The organism is Streptomyces sp. ICN903, assembly GCF_022015835.1.
In the GTDB taxonomy this organism is placed as follows: Bacteria; Actinomycetota; Actinomycetes; order Streptomycetales; family Streptomycetaceae; genus Streptomyces; species Streptomyces fenghuangensis.
Window position 1 is genome coordinate 1 of the sequence record NZ_JAKMAY010000379.1, and the last position, 4750, is coordinate 4750.

Below are 4750 nucleotides of genomic sequence, written 5' to 3' on the forward strand. Positions count from 1 at the left end.
GGGAGGGGGTGGAGCCGATGGAGCCCGGTACACGATCACACGTCGTATGCAACCCACTGCCTGTGCCCCCGTCAAGCGACGGGGGCACAGGCAGTGGGCGCACAACGGGCGCGGAAGGGGGAGCGGCGCGCGGCTACTTCCGGGCGTGGGGCTCGACGTGGGGCTCGTCGAACTCCATCTCCGTGTCGGCGCCGCCGTGCAGCACGGCCCCGGCGGACCGCTTGCCGCGCCGCAGCCGTCCCTCGAGCCAGCTCGCGAAGCTGGTGAGCAGGAAGTTCAGCACGATGAAGATCAGCGCGACCACGGTGAGGGCCGCGATGGTGTTGGCGCCGTAGTTGGCGGTGATCACCCGGATCTGGTTGAGCAGTTCGGCGTAGCCGAGGACCGCGCCGCCCAGGGCGGTGTCCTTCACGATCACCACGAGCTGGCTGACCAGTGCCGGGAGCATCGCCGTGACCGCCTGCGGCAGGAGCACGTAGAGCATGGTCTGGCCCTTGCGCATGCCGATGGCCTTGGCCGCGTCCGTCTGGCCCGAGGGCAGCGACAGGATGCCCGCCCGCACGATCTCCGCGATCACCGAGGCGTTGTAGAGCACCAGGCCCGTCACCACGGCGTACAGCGGGCGCACATCGGACTCGATGTCGGTGAACTGCGCGTACGCCTGGTTGGCGAAAACCATCATCAGCAGCACCGGGATGGCGCGGAAGAACTCCACCACCGCGCCGACCGGCCGGCTGACCCACCGGTGCTCCGACAGTCGGCCGATGCCGAGCAGGGCGCCCAGTGGAAGGGCTATGGCGATGGCCAGAGCCGCGGCCTTGAGGGTGTTCAGCAGCCCGGGGATCAGATATGTCGTCCAGACCCGGGAGTCGGTGACGAACGGGCTCCACTTCTCCGCGGCGAGCTGGTTCTTGCCGGCCATCGTGTCCAGGACCCACCACAGCGCGAGCCCGAGGAGGACGAGGAAGACCGCCGAGTAGACCAGGTTGCGGGCCTTTGCCCGCGGCCCCGGCGCGTCGTAGAGAACGGACAGGTCACTCATCGCTTCACCGCCACGCGCTTGCTCACCCAGCCCAGCAGCATGCCGGTCGGGAGGGTCAGGACAACGAACCCGAGGGCGAAGATCGCGAAGACCGCGAAGATGGCGTCGCTCTCGATCTCCACCATCTCCTTCATCAGCAGCGCGGCCTCCGACACTCCGATCGCCGCCGCCACCGTGGTGTTCTTGGTCAGGGCGATCAGCACGTTCGCCAGGGGCGCCACGACCGACCGGAAGGCCTGCGGGAGGATGATGAGTGTCAGCACCTGGAAGAAGCCGAGCCCCAGTGCGCGCGCCGCCTCCGCCTGGCCGACGGGCACCGTGTTGATGCCCGAGCGCAGCGCCTCGCACACGAAGGTGGCGTGATAGGCGATCAGGCCGAGCACCGCCAGCCGGAAGCCGATCTCCTTGGAGTCGCCGCCGGCCAGTGTGATCCCCAGCGTCTGGTACAGGCCCAGGGAAGTGGCCACGATGATCACCGTCAGCGGAGTGTTCCGCACGGCATTGACGTAGACGGTGCCGAAGGTCCGCATCAGCGGTGTGGGGCTGACCCGCATACCGGCCAGGACCGTTCCCCAGATCAGGGAGCCGATCGCCGAATAGAAGGTGAGCTGCACCGTCACCCAGAAGGCTCCGAGCACGTCGTACTGCCCGGAATCAAGAAAGTCGAACACGTTCTCCCGCGCTCTCGCCTCGTCGGATGGCGTCTCGTCGGACGGCTTCGGAAGGCGCGGCGCGCCGCCCGTTCAGGGGCGGCGCGCCGTCCTGCCGTCGTCAGCTCTTCTCGGTGATCTCCGGGGCCGGCTCGTAGTCGTAGTCGGCCGGACCGAAGTGCTTGTCGGCGGCCTTCTCCCAGGAGCCGTCCTCGACCATCTTGGCGAGGGCGTCGTTGATCTGCTTCTGCAGCTCGGTGTCGCCCTTCTTCAGGCCGATGCCGTAGGACTCGTCGCTGAGGCTGAGGCCGGCGAGCTTGAACTTGCCCTGGTGCTCCTTCTGCGCGGCGTAGCCGGCCAGGATGGAGTCATCCGTGGTCAGGGCGTCGACGGCCTCGTTCTCCAGGCCGGTCAGGCACTCCGAGTAGCCGCCGTACTCCTGCAGGTCGGCCTCCTGCGCGAACTTGTTCTTGACGTTCTGCGCGGAGGTGGAACCGGTGACCGAACAGAGCTTCAGTTCCTTGGTGTTCAGCTCGTCCTTGTTCCAGGTGGAGTCGTCATCGGCGCGGACCAGGAAGTCCTGGTGGGCGAGGAAGTACGGGCCGGCGAAGTCGACCCGCTCCTTGCGCTCGTCGGTGATCGAGTAGGTGGCGACGATGAACTTCACGTCGCCGTTGGCGATCATGTTCTCGCGCTCGCCGCTGGGAGCCTCCTTCCAGACGATGTCCTTCTCGTCGTAACCCAGCTCCTTGGCGACGTACTTGGCCACGTCCACGTCGAAGCCGGTGTACTCGCCGTCCTGGGTCTTCAGACCCAGGCCCGGCTGGTCGAACTTGATACCGATGTTGATCTTCTCGCCGTCGGAGCCGCTGTCACCGCCTCCTCCGCACGCGGTGGCGGTCAGGGCGAGGACGACGGCGGTGGCGGCCACGAGGCCGGGCTTGCGGAGGGTCATGGTGAACATCCCTGGAGTCGTATCGTGCAAAGGTCCGCTGAGCCGTTGCCGGATCAGTGGTGGAGGATCTTCGACAGGAAGTCCTTGGCGCGGTCGCTGCGCGGGTTGCTGAAGAACTGGTCGGGAGTGGCCTCCTCGACGATCCGCCCGTCGGCCATGAAGACCACCCGGTTCGCCGCGGAGCGGGCGAAGCCCATCTCGTGGGTGACGACGACCATCGTCATGCCGCCCTGCGCGAGCTGCTGCATGACCTCCAGGACCTCGTTGATCATCTCGGGGTCGAGCGCGGAGGTCGGCTCGTCGAAGAGCATCACCTTCGGGTCCATCGCCAGCGCGCGGGCGATGGCCACGCGCTGCTGCTGACCGCCGGAGAGCTGGGCGGGGTACTTGTCGGCCTGGTTGGCCACCCCGACCCGGTCGAGCAGGGAGCGGGCCTTCTCCTCCGCCGCCTTCTTGTCGGCGCGGCGGACCTTGAGCTGGCCCAGCATGACGTTCTCCAGCACCGTCTTGTGCGCGAAGAGGTTGAACGACTGGAAGACCATGCCGACATCGGCGCGGAGCCGGGCCAGTTCCCTGCCCTCGGCGGGCAGCGGCTTGCCGTCGATCAGGATCGTCCCGGAATCGATCGTCTCCAGGCGGTTGATGGTGCGGCACAGCGTGGACTTCCCGGACCCCGAGGGCCCGATGACGACGACGACCTCGCCCCGCGCAATGGTCAGGTCGATGTCCTGAAGGACGTGCAGGGCACCGAAGTGCTTGTTGACATTGTCCAGGACGACCAGGTTCTCCGCCGTCGGTGCGGCGTCCTTGGTCACCGATACATTGCTCATCGGCGTCATTCGCTCCGTCCTCGTCGGTTGAGGGGACCTTAGTGACCGCCGTTGAGCAGCGTCATCCCATCTGAGCTGAACTTGAGCATAACGATTCAGCCGCAAAGGAACTTATCGCCCGAAAGGCTCACCGGTCGGCGTATCGGCTGCTTAACGTGGGGGTTCGTGCGGACGGAGGCCCGCCGGGTCTTGACGCGCAGGGCCGGATCGGAGTGGATGACTGCCACACCCGGGAGGGGCCGGACGGACACACGGGGGAGCACCGGGGGAGAAGAGGGGTCATGAGACTGCTGCTGGTCGAGGACGACGACCGGGTGGCCGCGGCGCTGTCCGCCGTACTCGCCCGGCACGGCTTCGACGTGGTGCACGCCCGCGGAGGCGAGGAGGCCCTGCGGCGCCTGCTCCCGGACGGGGCCGCGGCGCCCTTCGACGTGGTGCTGCTCGACCTCGGTCTGCCCGACATCGACGGTTTCGAGGTGTGCGGCCGCATCCGCCGGCTGACCAGCACCCCAGTGATCATGGTCACGGCGCGGGCCGATGTGCGCTCCCGCGTCCACGGCCTCAACCTCGGCGCCGACGACTACGTGGTCAAGCCGTACGACACCGCCGAACTCCTCGCCCGGATCCACGCCGTCAGCCGCCGCACCGCCCCCGCCGCCGCCGCGGCTCCGGCCGGCGCACCGGGCGACCCCGGCGCCGACCGCGCCGCGGTCGGGGAGGGGGGAAGCGCCCGGGCTGCGGGGACCGGGGAGCTGAGCCTGGGGCCGCTGACCATCGAGACCGACACCCGCCGGGTCACGGTGCGCGGCGAGGCGGTCTCCCTGACCCGCAAGGAGTTCGACCTGCTCGCGCTGCTCGCCCAGCGCCCCGGCGTCGTCTTCCGCCGCGAACAGATCATCAGCGAGGTCTGGCGCACCAACTGGGAGGGCACCGGCCGCACCCTGGAGGTGCACATCGCCTCGCTCCGCTCCAAGCTGGCCCTGCCCGCCCTGATAGAGACGGTGCGCGGGGTCGGTTACCGGCTCGTCGCCCCGACCGGCTGAGGCCGGGACCAGGACCGGGACGAAAGCGGACCGCCCGCCGTGCGCACACGCCTCCTCGCCCTCCTCAACGCCCTGATGGCCGCCGTCCTGCTCGCCCTCGGCTTCCCGCTCGCCGCGAGCATGGCCGCCGCCGAACAGCAGCATGTCGTCGTCGACCGCATCGACGACACCGCGCGCTTCGCCTCCCTGGCGCAGTACGTCACCACCCGCCCCCCGGCCCGCAGCCCCAC

At 68.7% G+C, this 4750-nt stretch carries 5 protein-coding genes and 1 pseudogene; 2 read left to right on the plus strand and 4 right to left on the minus strand.

All coding sequences use genetic code 11. The annotated features are described in order from the left end of the window. Positions 1-133: 133 nt before the first annotated feature. The 4 genes from L7D48_RS26000 to L7D48_RS26015 form a co-directional block, all read right to left on the minus strand. The gene (locus L7D48_RS26000) at positions 134-1042 is read right to left on the minus strand and encodes an amino acid ABC transporter permease (protein WP_237883101.1); all 909 of its coding nucleotides are present in this window, start codon (positions 1040-1042) and stop codon (positions 134-136) included. Then, positions 1039-1713 carry an amino acid ABC transporter permease gene (locus L7D48_RS26005; protein ID WP_237883103.1) on the minus strand — a complete coding sequence of 225 codons (675 nt, stop codon included), beginning with the start codon at positions 1711-1713 and terminating at the stop codon, positions 1039-1041. The genes L7D48_RS26000 and L7D48_RS26005 overlap by 4 nt, the downstream gene beginning before the upstream one ends. A 100-nt stretch (positions 1714-1813) precedes the next feature. Next, positions 1814-2647, minus strand: coding sequence for a glutamate ABC transporter substrate-binding protein (locus L7D48_RS26010; RefSeq protein WP_237883109.1), 834 nt, complete (start codon positions 2645-2647; stop codon positions 1814-1816). A gap of 53 nt (positions 2648-2700) precedes the next feature. Further along, complete coding sequence (locus L7D48_RS26015; protein WP_237883105.1) at positions 2701-3477, minus strand: amino acid ABC transporter ATP-binding protein; 777 nt, start codon at positions 3475-3477, stop codon at positions 2701-2703. Positions 3478-3758: 281 nt separating this feature from the next. On the opposite strand from L7D48_RS26015, the gene L7D48_RS26020 reads away from it, so the two are divergent. Continuing rightward, the gene (locus L7D48_RS26020; protein WP_237883107.1) at positions 3759-4520 is read left to right on the plus strand and encodes a response regulator transcription factor; all 762 of its coding nucleotides are present in this window, start codon (positions 3759-3761) and stop codon (positions 4518-4520) included. A gap of 39 nt (positions 4521-4559) precedes the next feature. Further along, a pseudogene (locus tag L7D48_RS26025) lies at positions 4560-4750 on the plus strand (histidine kinase); the annotation flags it as partial.